Genomic DNA, 19,668 nt, shown 5'->3' on the forward strand with positions numbered 1-19,668 from the left:
TTCATACTACTTATTTTGCCTGTATATATCCCTGAGCTTTTAATAGTTCAGCGCAAAGTACTGCACCGCCTGCTGCTCCACGCACTGTGTTGTGGGACAATCCTACGAATTTATAATCATATACGGTGTCTTCCCTCAGTCTTCCAACTGAGACACCCATTCCGTTCTCAAAATCTACATCTGCTGTTACCTGTGGGCGGTTATCCTCTTCCAGATACTGGATGAACTGCTTTGGTGCACTCGGAAGTTCCAGTTCCTGAGGCAAGCCCTTGAAATTCACTAATTTTTCAATTAACAGTTCTTTTGTCGGCTGTTTTTTGAATTTTACAAATACAGCTGCTGTATGTCCGTTTAATACCGGAACACGGATACACTGGCAGGTAATCACTGGTGAAGCTGCTTTTTTGATTACACCGTCTTCAATATTTCCCCAGAGTCTTAATGGTTCCTGCTCACTTTTTTCTTCTTCTCCGCCAATATACGGAATAATATTTTCTACCATCTCCGGCCAGTCTTTGAAAGTCTTTCCGGCACCTGAAATAGCCTGATAAGTAGTAGCTACCACTTCATATGGCTCAAACTCTTTCCATGCGGTAAGTACCGGTGCATAACTCTGGATAGAACAGTTTGGTTTAACTGCTACAAATCCTCTGGTTGTACCAAGACGTTCTTTCTGGAATTTAATTACTTCAAAATGCTCCGGATTAATTTCCGGTACTACCATCGGTACATCCGGTGTCCATCTGTGTGCACTGTTGTTGGATACAACCGGAGTTTCTGTCTTTGCATAAGCTTCTTCGATGGCTTTGATCTCATCTTTGCTCATATCTACAGCCGAAAATACAAAGTCTACGCCGGATGCCACTTTTTCAACTTCATTTACGTTCATTACAACGATATTCTTAACTGCTTCCGGCATCGGTGTGGTCATTTTCCATCTTCCGCCTACTGCTTCTTCATATGTTTTCCCAGCACTTCTCGGGCTTGCCGCAAGGGTTACTACTTCAAACCATGGGTGATTTTCCAATAATGAAATAAATCTCTGTCCTACCATACCGGTAGCGCCTAATACGCCTACTTTTAATTTCTGACTCATTTTAACATTCTCCTCACACAAATTATTCTTACAAAAAACGTGCTTCCGGCATTTTTCCGGCAGAAAGTTTTTCATAAATTCAAGGGCCAAATGGACATTACAGCAGGTTGTGTTTTTCTACCACGTACATTTGTCTTTCCTTTGAACAATAGTATACCATTTTTCCCGAAAATGCAAGTACTTTTTTAATTTTTCAGCAAATATTCTTTTTCCAGGGCGATGACTTTCTTCATTGCTTCTTCAGAAGGAGCACCGATCGTTATTCTCTTTTCCACGCAGGTCTTCATGCTGATTGCTTCATAGATATCCTCTTCAAAAACAGGGCTGATCTCTTTGTATTCCGAAAGGCTCATATCATCCAGCGCTATATTTTTTTCAATACAGTAGAGTACCAGACGTCCCACGATCCCATGAGCATCACGGAAAGGTACGCCATGATTTACCAGATAGTCTGCTGCATCCGTAGCATTGGTAAACCCATTTTTCGCACTATTTTCCATAACTGCTTTATTGAACCGCATGGTAGCTGCCATACCGGTAAATAATGCAATACAGCCCTTGACGGTATCGATTGCATCAAAGGTAAGCTCTTTATCCTCCTGCATATCTTTATTATATGCAAGGGGTATTCCTTTCATTGTGGTCAGAATCGACATTAGCGCACCGTAAACACGGCCAGTCTTTCCCCGTACAAGTTCTGCAATATCCGGATTTTTCTTCTGGGGCATAATACTGCTTCCGGTACTGTAAGCGTCATCCAGCTCCACAAACTGATATTCATTAGAATTCCAGATGATAATTTCCTCTGAAAAACGGCTCAGATGCATCATGATTGTAGACATGGCAGACAATAATTCAATTACATAATCTCTGTCAGCCACTGAATCCATACTATTTAAAGTAGGTCCGTCAAATTCCAGCAGTTCAGCCGTGTAATCACGATCCAGCGGATAAGTAGTACCAGCCAGTGCACCGGAACCCAGTGGGCAATAATTCATTCTCTTATATATATCAAATAACCTTAACCGGTCTCTTTTGAACATTTCAAAATAAGCACCTACATGATGAGCCAGGGTAATGGGCTGTGCTTTTTGTAAATGAGTAAATCCCGGCATATAAGTCCTGGTATTCTCTTCCATGATTTTAAGCAGCGTATTTAAGAGGTTCTTCAGTAATGCATCCATCTCTAAAATCTCGTCTCTGGTATAGAGTTTCATATCCAGGGCAACCTGGTCATTACGGCTTCGCCCCGTATGAAGTTTCTTACCTGCATCTCCAATACGGTCAATCAGGTTTGCTTCAACAAAACTGTGAATATCTTCATACTGATCCGTAATTTCCAGGGTTCCGTTTTCCACATCTGCCAGGATACCATTTAAGCCCCCGATGATTTCTTCCTTTTCTTCCGGTGTAAGAATTCCCTGTTTTGCCAGCATTGTCACATGTGCTTTGCTTCCTTCGATATCCTGTTTGTAAAATTTCCGGTCAAAGGAAATTGATGCATTAAAGTTATACACTAACTGATCTGTTTCTTTGGTGAAGCGTCCGCCCCATAACTGTGCCATAATATTTTCCTCATTTCTTTTTCTTTTATCTGTATGTCCGCATAAATCTGCCGGATTTGCCTATAAGTCTACCATAAATTCTATATTTATACAATATTTTTGATTGTATATTCACTGATTATCTCTTTCTTTTCTGGAAAAAATACAGCCGCAATAATCCTGCCGGTAAAGTCCGTACTGGCCGGAAAGTGTGATGGATCTTTTATATCCGTTTTTCTTCTTAAAATCAGATACCAGATACGGAACCTGTATTTCAGCCGCCAGGCGTTCTCCGATTTCGTTTAGCTTCACTGCATTTTTTAAAGGACTGATGGACAATGTAGTGGTGAAATAATCATATCCCTGTTGTTTTGCAATCCGTGCTGTTTCACGAAGCCGCATCTCATAACAGGCATAACAGCGCTCCCCGCCCTCTCTGATTTTTTCAAGCCCGCGAATACCGCTGTAAAATTCCTCCTGCTCATAGCGTCCCCCGCAGAATTCTACCGGATACTTCGCCGGAAGGCTCTGAATAAAATGCTGTTGTTCCAGCACTCTTTTCTCATACTCCTGCTGTGGATAAATGTTAGGATTATAGTAGAATACGGTAATTTTAAAATAATTTGAAAGATATTCCAGAACATAGCTGCTGCAAGGGGCACAACAGCTGTGAAGCAGCAAAGTTGGAACTTTATCGTCTCTCTTGATCTTCTCTATTTCCTGATCCAGTTCTTTCTGGTAATTTCGTTTCTTCTCTTCTCTTGCAAATGCTGTGATATTTTTTACAAATTCTGACTTCGCAAAGGTATATCCATCCCTGTCATGTTCATATTCTTTTTTCAGTCTATCCTTGAGATCTGCATACTTTGCCGCAGCGTCTGAATGAATCCGAAGATAATCCCGAAAATAGATTTCATCCCAATCTCCCTGGTAGCGTATATGTAAATGATACACTTCCTTTTCAAATCCCAAGGGCGTATAGCCTTTTTGGAACATCATATGGGGTGCAGGTTTATGGGGCTGGGGTGAATACATATATCCGGCCTCTTCCAGATTCGAAATGAGTAAATTCAAATCGCATTCTTTTTTTATTTCCAACAAGATATCAACGGTTGGTTTGGCACGCAAACCGTAGACCGAAGTACTTCCTATATGATGAATTCTGGCTGCGTTATTTTTCCCTGCAGCATTAATGATGATTTCCTGTTCTTTCTGGTACCAGTCCTTCCATTGGGGATTATAATCCTCCAGTACAATGGGGAATATTTCCCATAACTCTTCATTTGACATTTCCTGCAGATTTTTCATAAACTCTCCTTATCTCCGGACTATTTCTGATAATCTCCGGCTTCTCTTAATCACTTTCTGATGTTGGTAGTCCATAATGTTTCTATTCCCAATAAAGACGCAGGTAACTATTTTAACTTTACCGTTCTCCTTGAAGAACCATAGGTTATAATCCTGCTTCCCTGCTTTTTCAAAACGGATATATTATGTTTCACAGCCGGGAATTTACGGAGCCAGGAGGGCGCATCTATAAATGTTACCCGGGGCCTCACTGCCTTGAAGAACCGTTCTCTCTTATTATTATTTCCATGATGGGGAGCCTGTAAATAGTTAGACCTAAGTTTCTTCCCGTACTTTTTCACCAGCATATTTGCGCGTCTGGAATTAATATCCCCGGTAAAAATCATACTTTTTCCATTGTAGGCAGCTTTAAATACAAGGGAAGAATCATTGCAGATATCCTTGCTGGTTTTCTCTAATCTGCCATCATAGGAACTGAAGAACTGAAGGCTGAGTCCGGAAATATCTATCGTATCCCCTCCTTTTATGTACTGAAGATTTCCGGCACCGGACATGATGCCGTTAAACTCTTCAAATATGCTGTATTCATCCCACTCCTGGGCATATTTCTGATAAACTGCCGGATTAATCTTAGGGGCTAAAACCTTCCGGATACGAATCCCCTGAGGATTGGATACGATTGCATTAAAAGCTCCCACATGATCCGGATGGGGATGGGTGATAATCCAAAGATCCACATTGTTACCAAGCCTTTGAATGGCACTGCGTACCCGGGATTCGTTTTGTTTCCATCCACCGTCTATGACGATTAATTTTCCTTTACGATTGCTTATGGTATAGAACATAGACTGACTTCCATCACTGTCACTGCCGTACTGCTGAACAGTCCACGCATTTTTACTGGCGGCTCTTCTGTCCGCTCTGCGCCCTCCCCTGCCGGCTGCTGCTCCGGTTATGGAAAAGGAGCATAGGATTACCAGGAATAGTGTAATAAAGATTTGTTTTTTATATTTCATAAATCAACTCTGCTTTCCAGAGTCTGTTTAAAATCCTGAATATTACTTGTTCCAAAATACCCGTTCTGGTTTAGTGATATTTTAAACAGGCTCTAATATGGTTTTGGTAGTATGAGGAACACCAATTATCATTTTCTGGTTTATTGATTTGGCAATTATATCATTAAATGGGATAAAGGGCAAGAAATGTGGGGAGGTTTTGGGGAGAACTTATCGTAACTTTATCCTGATTTGGATGTAAAAGTCTATACACGTATCTCTTCTTATGCTAAACTAAAATACAAGAATACTACCTTTTTACCTACATTAAATATTTAATTAAGGAGAACTATTTATGGAAATAAAACAAAAAAATACTGACAACTATGAACTGGTCTTTGAACATGACCGTCAGATTTTCCTGCACATGGATTTTAAGAAACTTGCACTTAGAACCGGGCTTGCATTTTCCGGGGATGGACAATACCTGCTGCTGCCGGTTCTGGATAAATGCTATATGGTCAGTATCTCGGACGGAAGCATCTTTGACCAGGCTTGTCCGGATCTGGAAATTCCGGTGCATACCCGTTTGCTGCTGATCCACTATCTGATTTATGCCAAAGATACTGCTGCAGTTACCGGAGAGGAAATTCCCTTTCATTCCATCCGCGGTGTCAGCCACTTTGAGGCTGCTTTTATTCGCGAGACAATTCCGCCCCTGAAGAAAGCATTTGAAGGGCATACAGACCGGTTTATACAGGCCGGGAAAGCACTTCACGGTACTATCTGCACTTATGGGGATGCGTCGGTACGCCTGCAGCTGTTTCCCCTGATTGCCATTACCTATATTCTCTGGGAGGGTGATGATGAGTTCCCCATGAATATCAATGTGCTTTTTGATAAAGGCATTACAGACTGTACCCATCCAGAAGATGTTCCTGTCCTGGGTTCTTATGGTGCAAAACAATTGATTGAAGCTTCTCTTACTCTGAATTCTTGAACATTTCGGCGTCATTTTCATACACTATGATATAACAATATAGGAGGTACGAAATGCAGACCTTATTAGAACTAAAAGACGTGAACTTTTCCTATCATAGTGTAAGCGGAGAAACTTATGCTTTATCTGATATCTCCTTTCAGGTGAATGACGGCGAATTCATCGCTATTGTCGGTCCCAGCGGTTGCGGCAAATCTACTCTGCTTTCCTTAATCAGCGGACTCTTAAAGCCTGAATCCGGTTCCATTCTCCTAAATGGGAAAGATGTAAAAGAAGCTCATACGAATATAGGCTATATGCTCCAAAAAGACCATTTGTTTGAATGGCGTACAATTTACCGCAATGTTCTCCTGGGTCTGGAGATTCAGAAAAAAATTACAGATGAAAGTAAAGCAATGGTTGACCAGATGCTGAAAGATTATGGATTATACAAATTTAAGGATAAAAAGCCTTCCGAACTATCCGGCGGAATGCGTCAGCGTGCAGCACTGATTCGTACACTGGCACTGCAGCCGGAACTTCTGCTTTTAGATGAACCTTTTTCTGCTCTTGATTATCAGACACGCCTATCCGTATGTGATGATATTTCTTCTATTCTAAAGAAAGCCCACAAAACCGCTATTCTGGTTACCCACGACCTGTCGGAAGCAATCAGCGTTGCAGACCGCATTATCGTTCTTACCAAACGGCCGGCAAAAATCAAAAGCATTATACCGGTTCATATGAGTATCGAAGACCGTACTCCAATGAAATCCCGAAACGCTCCTGAATTCAAAGATTATTTCAATCAAATCTGGAAGGAGCTGAATGTAAATGAATAACGCTTCTGTCAATCAAAAAGAATATTTAAAACAGCGGCTTCACCATAAACGCATGGTAACAATCATGCGGATTCTTATTTTAGTACTGTTTATTGCGCTTTGGGAAATCACTGCAAGACTTGGCATCATCGACAGCTTTATTTTCAGCAGCCCCTCACGGGTATTAAATACCTTTATTTCCATGGTTCAGGATAAATCCATCTTCCTCCATGTTGGCGTTACGCTAGCAGAAACACTGATCAGCTTCGCTTTAGTAGTTCTGCTGGGAATCGCAACTGCCGTACTGTTATGGCTCAGCAAAAAACTTTCTGAAATATTAGAACCCTACCTGGTCGTTTTAAACAGCCTTCCAAAATCAGCGCTGGCTCCACTTTTAATCGTATGGCTGGGTGCAAATATGAAAACAATTATTGTAGCCGGAATTTCGGTAGCGATCTTCGGTACAATATTAAATCTATATACCGGATTTAAAGAAGTATCTCCGGATAAAATAAAATTGATTTACACTCTGCAGGGCACGAAAAAAGACGTCCTGCTGCGTGTCGTTCTTCCAAGCACCATTCCTACCATTATCAGTGTCATGAAGGTAAATATCGGTCTTGCCCTGGTTGGTGTGGTAATCGGCGAATTTATAGGTTCCAAGCAGGGACTTGGCTACCTGATTATATATGGCAGTCAGGTTTTTAAGTTGGATTGGGTTATTATGAGCATTGTTATACTTTGCATTATCGCCATGGGACTTTATAAGATTATTAACTTTGTAGAGAAGTCTTATTTGAAAAACTTATAGAAAATATATAACCCCCCTCGGATATGAGGAGGGATACATATTACAATATCACAAAAAAATTATTGCGCTAACTAAAGAGTAAGTACTTATCTTACTAATCCACATTTCATAACTCCTGTTTTTTCTTGTTTATCATATCCTCCAGTTCCCTTATTGTATCTACCGTGATGTCTTTGCTTTTAAAAAGTGCTGAAAATAAACTCTCCACACTTGTCTTACTTGCAATTTCTGCTAACACACCTGCATAATATGCTTCACCAGTTTCCGTGGGCTCAAAGGTACGGGCAAATGCTTTACCGGCCCTTATAAATCCAGCCTCTCGTATAGCTTCTTTTTTGAGAAGGCTATTAATGAGAATATGAATAGATTTACTTTTCCACGATTTGTTAACCGATTTATTTACAATTTCCACACCCGTCAAAGGTCTTCCTGCCTCCCAAAGAACTTCCATAATTTCCACTTCATTTTTAGTAAGTTCCATCATATACCTCTTTCAAACATCAATTCATATTTTTATTTTGTTTAACTTATATAATTCATTCATATCAATATAAATGAATTATAATATTGTGTACAATTCTTGTCAATATTTTTGAAGCGGAAGTTCGCATAGGTTATTGTAGAATTGTAATATACATTAATACAAAGAAAGTGTTTTCTTCTTGTTTATATAGAATATATACCAGCAGTTGAAGATATTTTTGATATGATTCCTCCATCCATTGTATAAACATCATCACAGAGATACTCTATATCTTCTTTATTATGACTGGCTAATAAAATAACCTTCCCCTGGTTTCTCATTTCAAGGAACAGTTTTCTCATATCAGCTACACCATGGTTATCTAATCCATTCATCGGTTCATCCAAAAGCAGGATCTCAGGATTCTCCATAATTGCCTGAGCAATCCCCAGCCGCTGTCTCATCCCCATTGAAAATTTTCCTACTTTTTTTGGAGAATCAGGATCCAGACCAACAGATATAAGGGCATCCCTTATCTGACTATTTGATATGTTATTCCTGATCATGGCAAGCATTTTAAGGTTTTTGCAGGCTGAGTATCCAGGAAGAAATCCAGGTGTTTCGATTATTATCCCCATTTTTTCCATATATGCTTCTTTTTCTGTTGTCTTCTGTCCATAAATGCGAATTTCTCCAACAGAAGGTGTTAAAAAACCACAAATGCATTTCATTAATACAGTCTTGCCAGATCCATTTCTTCCAATCAGACCATATATTTTTCCTTTTTCCATGGAAAATGAAATATCTGTAAGTACTTTCTGATTTCCAAAACTTTTGCTTACATTCTCGATCGTAACAATTGCTTCTGCCATCTCATTCTCCTATCTGTACTTTTTTATTCGCACTGCGTAAAATGAAAAGTAATATTCCTGTCAATATCAGGTACATAAAAGTACCATATAAAAAGGTCGGAAATCCTTCACCTCGTACCGATGCCAGGCTGCCAATGCTCATCCATGACATTGGTGAAAACCAAAACAGCATTGGGTGTCCAATATTACTTATCAAGGGACACAATAAAACAAGTGCCCCTGCACAGCATATACCTGCTATCTTAGTCTTCGTTATTGTATTTAACGTATATATGAGCATGCTTAAAAAAAAGAAGCCCAATAGCATCAGTAATAATGTGACCAGCATTGCAGGTACAGGCTCATACGATTCCAATATCTTGCTGGGGATGATAAACAACTCGGCGAATTTCTGTCCGGCATCTGTGTAAGCCAGCGTTCCTATGATCTTCCCCCAACTGTTTTTAAATTCTATTCTGGGGATGAAAAATAAGATACTGCACAATAAGATTATAAACGTATATAGAATAGATGTAAGTCCGATATAATATATATCTCCCCTGAGCCAGTTCTTCCTACCAGTCCGGATAATATAATAATATTTTTCCTGGTTCATATTGTGTACATCGCAGATAATTATGATTAGTGTCAAAAGAATATAGATTTTTATCAGTCCCATAGCTATGACATAATCACTTAGGAAGAACGGCAGAAAAAAAGGAGTTGTTGGTACACCCGTCATTCTGGTCATTTCCCGGATTCCTCCCGTGTATTCAAATATCAAAATACACAACAGTACTAACATCACTTGCAGCTTCCGGTCTTCTTTCCACTTTAAACACCGATATTTGCAATACTGCCAGGATTTTTTAAAATCTTTCATTTTGATACCACTTCTTTCTCAAACATCTGTAAAAAATAAATCCTGTGATCAGGATAGCGATTATATTAATCAAAACTTTGACCAGATAATTTCCCCATGCCCCCAGCGGAAATATTGCCGCACTGTTACTGTATGCGGGAAAGTACAGAACCTCTGGCAAAAAATAAGTCAGACAGCCTAACAGAAAATAAATAATAGCTGGTGCAGCGACTGCTACATAAGTATCTGATAAAAACACAGAAACGGCAAAGCTTATATTACATAGAAGTATAATTGAAAGAACAAGCAAAAATGATAGTAATGCAATTAGCAAAATAGGATGCTCTTCAGGAGGCAATGTTTCAAATGCCATATACATTTCTCTTGATATTATCGTGTTTTCTACATTTACTAACGGATACCATATATGCAGAATCAGCATGTATAATACGACTCCTAATGAATACATAAACAATATCGCTGATGCATTTACCACGATCCGCGATATCACATATGTTTTAAGTCGAACTCTGGTCAATAACACATTTAGATAATTTTGATTCATATCGACGCAAGTACTGTTCGTATACAAAGCCGCCAATACAATTAGTAAGAGGATACGAAAACGGTCGAAATGAATGACGAAATTATAAATACCTATGATATCATCCACTCCGGACAGATTATTCGTAAAGAGTTCTTCCAGAACAATCCCATTGCTAAAAAAACAGATGACAGAAATCAAAGGGATCATCAGCCAAAACTTCCAATTACCGATACATCTGTATAAATCATAGTGAATCATATTTTTTAACATATTATGCACACCACTTTCCTGAATCAGCCCATCCGCTCACCAGTTTCTGCATTATAAGTTACGGTTGAATGGACCATTTCCCCTTCTCCACTCTCCATCCTGACAAAAAACTTCCATACCGGAGAACATTGATAACTGCCGGATTCTTTATCGTATTTCGTGATTGAATACTGTAGTTGCAGATCATATATTTGTATCTTCTGTGTAATAATGGTAGATTGATACATTGCCTGGATCTTATCTAAGGCTTCCTGTGCTGTGATCATCGTTCTTTCTTCTGAATCTGTTATCTGAAATACCGGTCCTGCGTGTCCTGACTCAATCCCGTCTCTATTGATCACAGTATACGCCCATGTAAATGCAAATGTCTGACTGGGCATAATCGTTAAGCCATTAATTGAGCAAGGATAATAAAACAGATAGAACTCGTTCTCCGATGACCACTCCTCTATAACTCCTTTCTTATCTTCCATCAGAGAAGTAAGGCCGTCAAATTCTTCTTGATGATCTTTTCGATATTTATTTAATTGATCTGCTTTTAATGCATAACCCCGGACCCCTTCCTTCTTATACTCATATCCAACATCAAACATAAATTTATCACTCAACGATCTTGCTGAATCATAAGTCATAAAATCCAGATCCTGTTTTTGATAATATTGGTCTATATCCTTTATAAAAAACTCTTCAATTCCTGGCTCACGATAAAAAAAAGAAGCACTATCTGCAAGAACTTTGTGTTTATAAAACCAGACTATTTCCGGAGATACCATAAAAAAATGATCATCTCCAGAAATATACATTGACTTTTCATTTTCCTGATCTACAACCGGTTTGTCCATGCTATTTGAAGAGAAATATGCATTAGCAAAATCTGTAACCCATTGTTTGTCGTCACCTTTGTATGGTTTTATCTTTAAGGTATGAATTTCACCTTTTTCCCACTCAGAATAATCCACATGCAGATTGATTTCCAGATTTTCTTCCGGACTTTCTTCTATGTCCAGCTTCATCAAACTGGTTTTATCTATGTTTTCGGATTGACTGTTACAGCCACATAAAATAAGACCAATCGTCATGATACTCAGTATCATACTTTTATTTATAATTTTCACATTAAACCCTCTTATTTTTTACAATGAAAGATATTATGCAGCTTTCTATCAAATCTATCAGTTGCTGCATAATATCTTCCAACCACTAATTTCAGGAATACCATGTCCCACTTGCAGCCGCGCCTACTTGGCTAGGTGTGCCCTTTAAGTAAACACCACCCTTATAAAGAGGAGATGTATATGATGCGCTTGTAGTTGCACCTTTCGTTTTTAAAGTCAGATAATTGCTAATCTTAGAACCGTCTAAATTAGTAGCCCAGGCATTGATATAGCGAGAACTCATGTCTAATAATAATATAATTATATTAAAATTAACGACTAATGTCAATATAAATGCTTAATATTTTTTGACCAATCAGCAAAAGTTTACTCAATATAATTCATTGTAAATGACGGACAGATGAATGACTTAATCCTCAAAAATAAAACTTATAGAAAAAATCCCCCCCTCGTAATCGAGGAGGGATATATACATACATTTATTTATCACCAAAAACCTTCTTAATGGCATCCAGATAAGCCATTCCATTTACCGTATCCGGTTCCAGGTAGCTTCCTTCCGTCCACTCATTCCATGCATTTATCGTACAAATATTGAAGCTTATTTCTGATTTATCCAGGAATTCTTTCGCATCATACAGCGCTTTTTCAAATTCCATAGGGGTATTATCCATATACACCGGATAATATGGATAGCCGATACTGTCAAACCGGTCTGTCTGCACGGTTCTCGGTGTGGAATCCCAGGTTTTAGAAAGAACTTTTATAAATATAATTAGTATAAAAATATGATCTTCTATTTTCATAAAAAAGTAGATTGCTTTTTCTCCTGATATCTTTTATGATGATATATAGCAAACAAATAAAGGATAAGAGGGATTTTGAGATGAAAACAAATAAAATACTAAAAGAATATTCGGCAATCACATTTGGCACCCTGCTGATTGCCATTTCTGTATACTTCTTTATGATTCCAAGCAAGGTAATCGTAGGAAGCCTGTCCGGACTTGTCATTGTACTTTCTAATTTCCTGCCGTTTTCCATATCAGTTATGACGTTTTGTTTAAATGCGGTACTCCTGGTCATTGGATTTATATTTATCGGAAAAGAATTCGGTGCAAAGACGGTCTATACTTCCGCACTGCTGCCGGTATTTTTATTCTTATTTGAATTGTTCTTCCCCAATGTAAAATCCTTAACCGGAGATATCCTCATCGATACGCTCTGTTACATTTTGCTTGTCAGTGTAGGACTTGCCATGTTGTTTCATGTAAACGCCTCCTCCGGAGGACTGGATATTGCTGCCAAACTGCTGAATAAAATTACACATATTGAGATGGGTAAGGCAATGACTCTTACCGGCATGTGTGTAGCTGTGAGTTCCATCTTTGTCTACGACACCAAATCCGTTGTTATGAGTATTTTAGCTACCTATGCCAATGGCATTGTAATTGACTACTTTATAGACGGCTTTAACCGGAAAAAGAGAGTCTGTATCCTTTCTGATAAATACCTGGAAATCCAGGAGTTCATCGTAAAAGAGATCAAACGGGGCGTTACTCTTTATCCTGCTTACGGTGGGTTTAACAAAGAAGAAAAAATGGAACTGCAGACCATACTTTCCAGAAATGAATATGCTAAGTTATTAGAATATCTCAGTGAAATTGATGTAAAAGCATTTGTTACTGTGGGAACCATTAACGAAGTGATCGGGGAATGGAATCCGAAACATAAATAGAGCCACAAACCACCAAAGACGGGATATGTTTTCACATACCCCGTCTTTTAAACATGTTGCCTGTCAGTTTCGTCCTTATTATCTCACTTTAATTACTTTTGACGCACTATAATTTCCATATACCTTCTTACCCCTGGAATCCAATTTATAAGCTCTTACCTTAACGTAATAAGTCTTTTTAGATTTCAATTTTGTAACAGACTTTGTCGTTTTTCCAGTAGTTATATACTTGACACCTTTTTTAAACATCTTGTCCGTGCTATAGGCAATCTGGTATCCTTTTGCTCCGCTGATTTTCTTCTTCAGCTTCACGGTAAATGCTTTTTTCTTCGCTGACAAGGTCTTGACAGCCGGCTTGCTTACTTTCACTTTTTCCCATTTTGCATACAGGGTATAGTCACCGCTGCTGATGTATTTCACTTTTGTCTTGAACCTGCGGTCTTTATACCATCCCTTAAATGCATATCTGGCTTTTTGCGGTGCCTTTAAAGTTATTTTTGATCCATCATAACTCGCCAGGTTTTGTTTTGCATTTTTTCCGCCATTTAAGTAATACTTCACTTCGTAATTTACCGTTACCGTACAGCTTGCCTCGCATTTTGATCCGTCTGCCGCAATAGCTTTGATTACAGCCGTTCCGCCGCTTACTGCGGTTACCTGCCCATTGCTGTTAACTACAGCCGCTTTTGGATTGCTGGAGCTCCAGACCACATTTTTATTGGAAGCATTCACAGGCAGCACACTGACTGTCAAAGCAGCCGTACTTCCCTTTTTCATGCCAAGCTTTGTATGATTAAACCGCAGCTGGCTGACCATTACTTTTTCCGGTACAGGGACTTTTTTAATCAGTTTTGATGCCGCTGTTTCTAATGCTGTTTTTGCTGCATCCACCTGTTCCTGGGTTGCTTCTTTATTGCCTAATATTTCTTTGGCTTTATTTAATTCCTGTACAAATGCTACCCATCCGGTTTCCTGATAATCTGACTGCTTCTTATCTTTATTTACATCATATATACCTTGCAGTTTTGATTTATCAACAATTACTGGCGGGATCTTCTCACTGATCAATTCAACATCCAGATAATCAAGCTCTACCCCTTCCAGACTTTTGGTTTTGCCGATATAAACGGTATTGGTACCTGCATGTAATTCTGCATTGAATTCATAACCGGTCCAGTTATCCGGACATATTCCTTCTGCGTCTGCCGCATTAAATGGAATTGCTTTACAAGTAGACGCCTCTCCATTATTTACTTTTACTTCCATTCCAGCCTTATCACTTTTGGTAGCAGCGCCAACATAAAGTCTGTAATCGCCGGCTTTTTCTGCCTGAACCTGAATTGTGGTACCGCTGTTTTCTTTTGTTAAATTGGCGATCTTCTGTCCGCCTGAAGAATTATAGGTATCACAGATCACTGCTCCGCCGCTTAATGCGCCCTCTTCTGCTTCATAACGGTCACGCCGGATAACCGGTGTTCCGGAAGGACGGTTTACTTTTCCATCGTAGGCGATTGCTTTTCCAAAATCAGGTGTTCCATCTTCATTCCAGGTGAATTTTTGTGTGCGGACACCGCGTCCGTTCCAGTTCTGTCCGGAACCTTTTGTCGCATGATATACCATATAATTTTCTGTTCCGTCCGGTGATACGGTAAAGCAGGCATGTCCGGTAGAATAAGTACTTGGTGCATTTTTTTGAAAGACTGCTTCTGTTCCTTTTTCCCAGTCTTTTGCATTCATCGGGTCGCCGCCTTTTTTCAGGGTCAGTCTTCCCAGGCAGTAATTATCCGTCCAGCTACCGCTTGCCGAGAAAATAATACTGGTAATACCATCCGGTGAAACGAGTACCTGCGGTCCTTCATTAATCCTTGGGAATCCATCCAGCTCCCAATTGTATTCCGGCTTGGAAAGCATTACCCTTTCCCCGGAAATGGTGCAGGGATCTGTCATTTCGGCAATATAAATCCGCTGTTCTTCATTTACCATTCCTTCCCAGCCGGACCATACTGCGTATAGTTTGCCATTGTACTCTAAAACAGTCTGGTCAATAGCCCATCTGTCTGTATCCGGGGATAGCTTTCCTTTAAATTCATATGCGCCCATTGCATTATCTGTTTTGCTTTCCAGCACATACATTCTGTGGTCAGCATCTTTTCCGGCAGTATAATAGATGTACCATTTTCCATTGATAAAATGAATTTCCGGAGCCCATAAATCACTCGATGGTTCTGTTCCTGTGGGATGATAAACTTCCACCGGCTGTGTGGCTGCAATGCGGTTTAATTCCGGTGCTCTGGAAACATAGATTGCTTTGTCCTGACTTACCCTAACGTAGTAATAATAACCGTCCTGATAGGTAACATATGGATCTGCCCCATAGTTTACGATTGGATTTGTAAATGCATCCTGATCATAAAAATGCAGAGTATAGGTCAAAGGATAAGTTTTATCTGTCTTTCCCGTAAGGGTAATCTCACTTACCGGGTTTTTTCTGGTAGGCTGAGTAATCGTCAGATCAAATGTTTCACTCACTTTCTCACCTAATACGGCTGTTACTTCCGGAAGATTGTCCAGGCTTTCCACATCCACATCATACTCCAGTGTATCTTTTTGGTAATTCTCTAAATCTTTACCATCTAGTTTGATCTGCTCAATGGAAGGATTGCTTGTATAGAAAAGGATATAATCCAATTCGCTAAAACTGTTTGTTTCCCCGGAATGCGTGAACGTTATGGTATTTTTTCCTGCATTCAGTTCTGCTTCGATTGCATAGAGTCTCCAGTTATCCCATCCGTACGGCTGATATTTAACAATTCCTGCATTTTCCTGATCCCCGTTAATGTAATACTTATGGGACGCGTTTAGCTGATCCGTACCGCTGCCCGCAGCTACATCAATCCGGTAGGTTCCGGCTGTCTTTGCATTTACCTCAAAGGTTACTGTTGCATTGCCATTATCGATCATACCTACTTTCTTCTTGCCGGAAGCATCTCCTCTTTCCGTTATTTTTGCAGGTGCTGTAATGACCGCATTTTCAGCTTCCATTTTTACGACTTCTTTTTCTGCCACCGGCTGGGAAGTGAACTTCACCACAGCTTCCAGATCCAGATTCAGATTTCCCAGGTTTTCAATTCCTTCGGGCAGCAGGATATGCCCTTGTATAACTGCCTGGCTGCCATTGTTTTCTGATTCATAGGAAGGTTCCTCCCACTGGATCTCAGCTGTATAGGTTACGCCCGGCTCACTTTTTGATGTCACTAAGCCTTTCACGCTGTCCGGCAGCTGCCATGTATCCGGGGCACTGCCCTCTTCAACAGTAATATTCAGGTTATCCGGTTTTGTAAAGGAAATGAGGTTATTCACGTTTACCGCACCGGAAGGAACGTGTTGTTTGGTTACGGTAGGGCCTTTCACTTCTAAGATTGTTTCACCTGCCTGATCCCGGGTAAATTGTATTCTGTCGATACAGAATTTTCTCGGATCTGCCGCTTCCAGGCTGTTATGGCAATGGTACACCATAAATAACTCTTTGCCATCCGGTGACTCTACTATCCCATGATGTCCCGTACCATGTGCAAGACTGTTTGACTGCATAATTGGATTATTTTCGTACTTTGTATAATCTCCCAGCGGATTACTGCTGACAGCATATCCGGATCCATAGCCCGGGCTTTGGAAATGGGCACCGGAGTAGGTAAGATAGTAAATGCCATCCTTTTTCAGCATAAACGGACCTTCGTTTATTCTTCCCATGGATGTTTCCCAGCCGTCTTCGGGAACCAGGATACATTTTAATGTGGATTCATCAATGGTCTTCATATCATCATTTAATTTTGCACCATATATGAGGTTCCCATTGTCAAAACGTACAAAATACAAGTAATACTGTCCGTCATCGTCCATATAAGCATGGGCGTCAATTTCCTTAATATCGGTATGCATCGGTACCTGGTTCTCCTGGGTAAATGGTCCCAGGGGAGACTTGCTGGTTGCTACACCAAGGTGTTCCTCTGCGGTATAGTACATATAGAAAGTGCCGTCCCGCTCAATGACATCCGGTGCCCAGAAATGCGTATTTCCCCAGACATTATCCTTCTCCAGCGCCCAGCCCTTATCGGTCCAGTTCACTAAATCCGTAGAAGTATAAACTTTAATCCCGTTTTCATCCGCCCCTGCGTTTGTTGGATAGAGATAATAGGTTCCATTATAATATAACACATCCGGATCCGCACAATTATCCAGCAGTGGATTCTGGTAAGTCTCTCCTGCTAATTCCGGTTCCGTATATTCAGAAATCTTTACATTCTCAAAAGATGCACTGGAAAGCCAGTTACGAAATCCTATGGTACCTTCCCCATGGTCGCTGTCCGTAACATCCAGTTTTGCATAGTGTTCTCCGTCATAATCGATATAACATACAATATGGTTTCCGGAAACGGCAACCGTTACATGATAGGTTTTTCCATATTCAATGGTGGTCTCTTTCGCTGCTATTTCCGTCCATTTCGTCCCGGATACTTTACCAAGCATTACTCTTCCGTTATGGGCATCGATGCAAAAATAATAGCCATTGTATCCGTCCCCATGATTATCGATTGGGTTTGTTACGCGAAACAGCACACCTGCCTGGGCACTGCTCTTGTCATCCAGATTTGTCTGCTGGTTATTCACGGTTACATCGGCATCGTAAACAAAATCGCTGAAGTTCTGATCCTTCACCAGCGCCTTGTCTCCCCTGCCTTCTGTAACGGTGTAGGTATGGTCATTTACTGACCATGTGCCAGAATCCCATCCACTGTAAGTACTCCAGTTATCTGCATTGGTAAAATCCTCTTCGAAGATTACCTCTCCGGTGCCTTCTAAAACCGGACGCTCTGCTTCTACCCCCTGCATGTCCGGCGCTGCCAGTACCGTATAGCTGCCCATATTGGACATCACTAACGCGGACACCATTACCGCTGCAATCACTTGATTCATCTTTCTCATTCGACTCTTCATTCCTGTACTCCTTCCTTCATTTACGCGGGTTTACTTATAAATAGACTTTACTATATGTCTTTATTTATGTCTTTATAAAAAAGGGAGGTGAATGTATAATTTTTTAGCATCGGATGAAATTCCGCAAAAAAAGACTGTCCCTTTGATAAACAATTGTTATCTGAGGTTCCAGTCTTATATTTTCTTTCCGCGCACCAGGGAATACTACATATACTATTACAAAATTTTATCGCTAAACTTTATTTTCGATAACTAATCTGCGGTTTGAACACAAACCCAAATACGCAACCCAATATGCCTCCTAAAATATGCGTTAAATTGGCAATATTATTTTTAATAAACAGTCCTTCATACAACTGACCTCCGAAGTAAAAAATTGCTACAATTAAAAAAGTTAATGGAATACCCTCACCCCTCATGCTGCTCAAAGAGGTAAGCATAATCAGCGCAAATACAATCCCGCTGGCTCCCAGTAATGCCGTACCTGGGAAAAACAGAATATTAACAATCCCCGTCAGAACAGCCGTAACGATCAGAAGAATACCGATATTCATACTGCCATATTTTTCTTCCAGCAAAGGACCGATTAACAACAGGGTAATTATATTTCCACTAAAATGTTCCCATCCGCTATGGCCAAATACATGCCCAATCAGCCTGATATAGTACATAGGACTTGCCATGGAAGACCGATATACCGAAAAGAACATGCGGTTCGTCCAGCCTCCGGTAATATAATTGAGTAATAACGCGGCAAATGAAATAATCGTGAATGTTAAAATAACAGGCGAATTATATTTTATCTTCTTTAGACTGTTCAATTGTTACTCTCCTTTCTGGATATGGGGATAAATTGGGGTTTTGCTGAGTAAGACGCTTTGTAGATAGATGTAGTGCGCGGAAAGAGAAGGGGGCGGACCATGGCAGGCGTTTGGAAGGCTTACCGCAGAACTGGCATTTTCTAACCTTCCCGGAGCGTTTTTTGGCGGCACGCGGGCATTCGCTCCGAAATCCTGATGCATTTCGCAGCTCAGTGCCCGCTTAGTATCCGATGGGAGCCAGTCGAATACTATCCGCCAAAAAACACTCCGGCAAGGTAAGTAAATGCTCAGATCTGCTATACGCCTTCCAAACACCTGCCATGATCCGCCCCCTTCTCTTTCCGAGATCCAGTTTGTCGCCACAAAGCTGGTTTTCTCAGCACGGCGGGACCCCGGGGTTGTGGCATGCTGAACGCTATTGGCATAGAACATATAAAATACATAAAGCAGCT

The 19,668-nt window shown here is 40.2% G+C and carries 17 protein-coding genes and 1 pseudogene; 5 read left to right on the forward strand and 13 right to left on the reverse strand.

Going from position 1 to position 19,668, the window contains the following annotated elements:
• Positions 1 to 10: 10 nt before the first annotated feature.
• The 5 genes and pseudogenes from asd to QR40_RS23700 form a co-directional block, all read right to left on the reverse strand.
• On the reverse strand, positions 11 to 1,096 hold the full coding sequence (gene asd / locus QR40_RS23685) for an aspartate-semialdehyde dehydrogenase (RefSeq protein ID WP_044297053.1): 1,086 nt from the start codon (positions 1,094 to 1,096) through the stop codon (positions 11 to 13).
• Positions 1,097 to 1,281: 185 nt separating this feature from the next.
• The gene (gene argH / locus QR40_RS23690; protein WP_027294713.1) at positions 1,282 to 2,661 is read right to left on the reverse strand and encodes an argininosuccinate lyase; all 1,380 of its coding nucleotides are present in this window, start codon (positions 2,659 to 2,661) and stop codon (positions 1,282 to 1,284) included.
• 111 nt (positions 2,662 to 2,772) lie between these two features.
• Positions 2,773 to 3,417 carry an epoxyqueuosine reductase QueH gene (locus tag QR40_RS33335; protein WP_044297108.1) on the reverse strand — a complete coding sequence of 215 codons (645 nt, stop codon included), beginning with the start codon at positions 3,415 to 3,417 and terminating at the stop codon, positions 2,773 to 2,775.
• 6 nt (positions 3,418 to 3,423) lie between these two features.
• Positions 3,424 to 3,948, reverse strand: a pseudogene (locus QR40_RS33340) (GrpB family protein); the annotation flags it as partial.
• Between the two features lie 107 nt (positions 3,949 to 4,055).
• Entirely contained in the window at positions 4,056 to 4,964 is a 909-nt protein-coding gene (locus QR40_RS23700; RefSeq protein WP_044297054.1) for a ComEC/Rec2 family competence protein, read from the reverse strand.
• Positions 4,965 to 5,298: 334 nt separating this feature from the next.
• On the opposite strand from QR40_RS23700, the gene QR40_RS23705 reads away from it, so the two are divergent.
• Genes QR40_RS23705 through QR40_RS23715 form a run of 3 tightly spaced genes read left to right on the forward strand, consistent with a single transcriptional unit; the run spans position 5,299 to position 7,554 of the window.
• Positions 5,299 to 5,943 (forward strand): DUF3786 domain-containing protein, encoded by a 645-nt coding sequence (locus QR40_RS23705; RefSeq protein ID WP_027294716.1) that lies wholly within the window; start codon positions 5,299 to 5,301, stop codon positions 5,941 to 5,943.
• 53 nt (positions 5,944 to 5,996) lie between these two features.
• Positions 5,997 to 6,764, forward strand: a complete 768-nt coding sequence (locus QR40_RS23710; RefSeq protein WP_027294717.1) for an ABC transporter ATP-binding protein — start codon at positions 5,997 to 5,999, stop codon at positions 6,762 to 6,764.
• Positions 6,757 to 7,554 (forward strand): ABC transporter permease, encoded by a 798-nt coding sequence (locus QR40_RS23715; protein WP_027294718.1) that lies wholly within the window; start codon positions 6,757 to 6,759, stop codon positions 7,552 to 7,554. Before QR40_RS23710 ends, QR40_RS23715 begins: the two co-directional genes overlap by 8 nt.
• A 106-nt stretch (positions 7,555 to 7,660) precedes the next feature.
• Here the strand turns inward: QR40_RS23715 and QR40_RS23720 are convergent, their stop codons facing one another.
• From QR40_RS23720 to QR40_RS23735, 4 genes are all read right to left on the reverse strand, one after another.
• Positions 7,661 to 8,038, reverse strand: a complete 378-nt coding sequence (locus QR40_RS23720) for a BlaI/MecI/CopY family transcriptional regulator (RefSeq protein ID WP_081999032.1) — start codon at positions 8,036 to 8,038, stop codon at positions 7,661 to 7,663.
• Between the two features lie 182 nt (positions 8,039 to 8,220).
• Positions 8,221 to 8,889, reverse strand: a complete 669-nt coding sequence (locus QR40_RS23725) for an ABC transporter ATP-binding protein (RefSeq protein ID WP_044297057.1) — start codon at positions 8,887 to 8,889, stop codon at positions 8,221 to 8,223.
• Position 8,890: 1 nt separating this feature from the next.
• Positions 8,891 to 9,751, reverse strand: a complete 861-nt coding sequence (locus tag QR40_RS23730) for a hypothetical protein (RefSeq protein ID WP_044297058.1) — start codon at positions 9,749 to 9,751, stop codon at positions 8,891 to 8,893.
• Positions 9,738 to 10,103, reverse strand: a complete 366-nt coding sequence (locus tag QR40_RS23735; protein WP_152614270.1) for a hypothetical protein — start codon at positions 10,101 to 10,103, stop codon at positions 9,738 to 9,740. Before QR40_RS23735 ends, QR40_RS23730 begins: the two co-directional genes overlap by 14 nt.
• 261 nt (positions 10,104 to 10,364) lie before the next feature.
• Between QR40_RS23735 and QR40_RS31935 the strand changes: the two genes are divergently transcribed.
• Positions 10,365 to 10,520 carry a hypothetical protein gene (locus QR40_RS31935; protein WP_160295866.1) on the forward strand — a complete coding sequence of 52 codons (156 nt, stop codon included), beginning with the start codon at positions 10,365 to 10,367 and terminating at the stop codon, positions 10,518 to 10,520.
• A 50-nt stretch (positions 10,521 to 10,570) separates the two neighbouring features.
• Here the strand turns inward: QR40_RS31935 and QR40_RS23740 are convergent, their stop codons facing one another.
• Both QR40_RS23740 and QR40_RS23745 read right to left on the reverse strand, forming a co-directional pair.
• Positions 10,571 to 11,662 (reverse strand): hypothetical protein, encoded by a 1,092-nt coding sequence (locus QR40_RS23740; RefSeq protein WP_044297060.1) that lies wholly within the window; start codon positions 11,660 to 11,662, stop codon positions 10,571 to 10,573.
• A 479-nt stretch (positions 11,663 to 12,141) separates the two neighbouring features.
• Positions 12,142 to 12,468, reverse strand: coding sequence for a glycoside hydrolase family 99-like domain-containing protein (locus QR40_RS23745; RefSeq protein WP_044297061.1), 327 nt, complete (start codon positions 12,466 to 12,468; stop codon positions 12,142 to 12,144).
• A gap of 80 nt (positions 12,469 to 12,548) precedes the next feature.
• Between QR40_RS23745 and QR40_RS23750 the strand changes: the two genes are divergently transcribed.
• Positions 12,549 to 13,400 carry a YitT family protein gene (locus QR40_RS23750; protein ID WP_027294724.1) on the forward strand — a complete coding sequence of 284 codons (852 nt, stop codon included), beginning with the start codon at positions 12,549 to 12,551 and terminating at the stop codon, positions 13,398 to 13,400.
• Between the two features lie 78 nt (positions 13,401 to 13,478).
• On the opposite strand, the gene QR40_RS30275 is transcribed toward QR40_RS23750, so the two are convergent.
• The gene (locus QR40_RS30275; protein WP_052431031.1) at positions 13,479 to 18,395 is read right to left on the reverse strand and encodes a family 43 glycosylhydrolase; all 4,917 of its coding nucleotides are present in this window, start codon (positions 18,393 to 18,395) and stop codon (positions 13,479 to 13,481) included.
• A gap of 239 nt (positions 18,396 to 18,634) precedes the next feature.
• On the reverse strand, positions 18,635 to 19,216 hold the full coding sequence (locus QR40_RS23760) for a rhomboid family intramembrane serine protease (protein ID WP_044297063.1): 582 nt from the start codon (positions 19,214 to 19,216) through the stop codon (positions 18,635 to 18,637).
• Positions 19,217 to 19,668: the final 452 nt, after the last annotated feature.

Origin of the sequence: Robinsoniella peoriensis, from assembly GCF_000797495.1 — a bacterium.
GTDB lineage: Bacteria > Bacillota > Clostridia > Lachnospirales > Lachnospiraceae > Robinsoniella > Robinsoniella peoriensis.